The organism is Aporhodopirellula sallentina SM41 (genome assembly GCF_000346505.1).
Taxonomy (GTDB): Bacteria; Planctomycetota; Planctomycetia; order Pirellulales; family Pirellulaceae; genus Rhodopirellula; species Rhodopirellula sallentina.
The window spans coordinates 1-2,561 of the sequence record NZ_ANOH01000460.1; the positions used below are offsets into that span (position 1 = coordinate 1).

Below are 2,561 nucleotides of genomic sequence, written 5' to 3' on the forward strand. Positions count from 1 at the left end.
CACGACCCAAGATTACCGTGATTCAAACTCTTGATGATCTAATCGCGTTCTTGCGACGCTTTCACTCCTACGACGCTGCGGGCGATTCGTCCGTCGTTCCACCGGAATTCCCGCCTGCGCTGGCAACCTTCTACGCTGAACTCGCCGGTCTCATCGACGTAGAGCCAACCGCTGAAAACCAACACCGTGCGCCACTCGCCGCACAGGATGCGTTCACGCCGCTAGACCGAATCAAATACGTTGACGACATGGTCGAATTTGCATGGGAGAATCAGGGCAACTGGTCAGCCCGCTGCTCCTTCGATCACGCTGACGGCAACGTCTACTCCAACGCCGCAGAAGCGTGGGGCGAGGGCGACGGCTTTGAACCCGTTTGCGATTCTCTTGCGCATTTCATTACGACGCTTTCGCTGCAGGAAGCCGTAATGAGCTGCCCGCACCTTGTTTCCGTCCAAACCGAGAAATTGGATGCCGCAATTGACGCTGCGTTACCGCCTTTGTGGCTGGACGGGCATTTCGTCTATGGCGAACCTACACACAACTTTTATCACAACGCACAACTTGATCTGATCGCGATGAATTGGGGCGGTATTTGGCTTGGATCGCACAATCCTTCGTTTCGCGAACTCGTGAAACCCGATGTGGGGTTTACCGTAATCCAGTAGTTCCGGGTCGTGCAACATGGTTTTTACGCTGAGGCCTTCGGCACACCTTGGCTCTTTGGCAACGGGCCATTGCTTTGGTACAATTTCCGTAGTTCAGACATCGCTCGCTTCGTTAAGGGCGGTGTCGTAAAAACCTTCCGTTAGGTGCCACTAGCTTGAGCGCATACGAATCAATTGACGATCATCACGCCGTCTCAGACGTGTATGGTGAATGGCCCGACTTTGCCGGCGCCTACGTCATGAGCGTGCACCTTGAGACTCACGGCCGTACTTTCTCGCCGTACGGTTCGCGAGACCTGATTTTGACGATTCACTGGTGGATCGGTGCCGACGATCACTACCCCGACGCCCCTCGACACTACGACCAAGATGCTTTGCACCACCGAATCACGCTTGCATTTCACGCGTCTGGTGTTGAATTGCGAACGTTTCAATTCAGCAACGTCCAATTCGATGCACTCCAACTCACCACCCAGCCAACAAGCGACGGTTTTCCTGACAGATTCAACGTTTCGATGACGGGCGCATTTGAACTCGCGTTTACCGCTTCGCAAGTCAAGGTTCTGGGAGTTGTTCCTTGCGACGAATACGGCAGGGACCGTGGCACCTAACATGGTTTTTACGCTGGGGCCTTCGGCACACCTTCCAACTTTGTCAACGCGGGCTGGCCTTGGTACAATTTCGCGTAGTTCAGGCATCGTTCGCTTCGTTCAGGGCGGTGTCGTAAAAACCTTCCGTTGGGCGGACCAAGTGGGCTTTGAAATCTTCGCCATGTCCGATGACGCCGCCGCATTGCCGACGCGTGAAGAATTTCTGACGCCATTCGGTGACGCCATCAAATCGGACGCCGACGGTTGGATGCAACTTGACTTCGGCGGCATCCCGAATTCCTGCGATGTCAGCTATTCCGTGGACGATTCTGGCTTCGTTCGTGGCTTCACTGTATTCCGTCCCGTTACTTCACCACTGCTTTGGGCGGCGATCTTCGCGCTGATCCGCGATTATCAATTCTTCGTCATGTGGCCCGGCGACTGTGCTCCTGTTGTTGGCGATTCGGGCACGCCACTGCCGCAAGGACTGGCTGACGATTTCGGTGACGCAATTGTCGCCCAATCGGAAAATGACCTGCCACGCCTCATCAAGGAATCGTGATGGCTTGGACGTCTACTCTAGTGGATGCGGCATTTGCGATTCCGGCCGCCCAACATGGTTTTTACGCTAGGCCTTCGGCACACCTTGGCTCTTTGGCAACGGGCCATGGCCTTGGTACAATTTCCCGTAGTTCAGGCATCGCTCGCTTCGTTTAGGGCGGTGTCGTAAAAACCTTCCGTTGTACGCCCCAAGATGGACACAATTGAACATCCAGCACTGGGCACACTTGAATTTGACGCGAGCTTGAATTGGTACACCACCAACATCGTCGTCCAAGGTGAACCCGCGGCTTTCCGCTTGTCGCTCGACGAGTGCGACGACACGACAACACTGCTTTCCAATGGTGCGGATGTCGCGTCTGGCATATCCGCCACCGCTCTTGCGGCTGCGGACTACGCAGTACACACCCTTCTCGACGACATCAACAACCATTGGTTACGCGATGGGGAACTACGACTTTCTCACGAACAACTTGTTGCCATGCTTCTGCTGGAATCGGTAGTGGTCTATCCTGACGGTGGTTCCGAGTGGCTGTTTGTTGATCGAACTGCGGAATTGCTTGTCGGACATTGCGTCATCGCATTCTCGGAGCCTGACGGAACGTTCTCTGACGCAAGCATCAATGGCTAGTCAGAGGCGTACAACATGGTTTTTACGCTAGGCCTTCGGCACACCTTCCTTGGTTGGTCGCGTGGGCTCGCCTTGGTGCAATTCTCGTAGTTCAGGCATCGCTCACTTCGTTTA

The 2,561-nt window shown here is 54.8% G+C and carries 4 protein-coding genes; all 4 read left to right on the forward strand.

From position 1 onward, the window contains the following. A partial coding sequence (locus RSSM_RS29940; RefSeq protein ID WP_236621490.1) for a hypothetical protein occupies positions 1-665 on the forward strand: 665 nt, incomplete at its 5' end. 155 nt (positions 666-820) lie between these two features. Beyond that, entirely contained in the window at positions 821-1,276 is a 456-nt protein-coding gene (locus RSSM_RS29945) for an Imm50 family immunity protein (RefSeq protein ID WP_044304034.1), read from the forward strand. A gap of 160 nt (positions 1,277-1,436) precedes the next feature. Continuing rightward, positions 1,437-1,817, forward strand: coding sequence for a hypothetical protein (locus RSSM_RS29950; RefSeq protein ID WP_081613932.1), 381 nt, complete (start codon positions 1,437-1,439; stop codon positions 1,815-1,817). Positions 1,818-2,009: 192 nt separating this feature from the next. Then, positions 2,010-2,447 (forward strand): DUF2262 domain-containing protein, encoded by a 438-nt coding sequence (locus tag RSSM_RS29955; RefSeq protein ID WP_008688775.1) that lies wholly within the window; start codon positions 2,010-2,012, stop codon positions 2,445-2,447. The last annotated feature ends 114 nt before the right edge of the window (positions 2,448-2,561 follow it).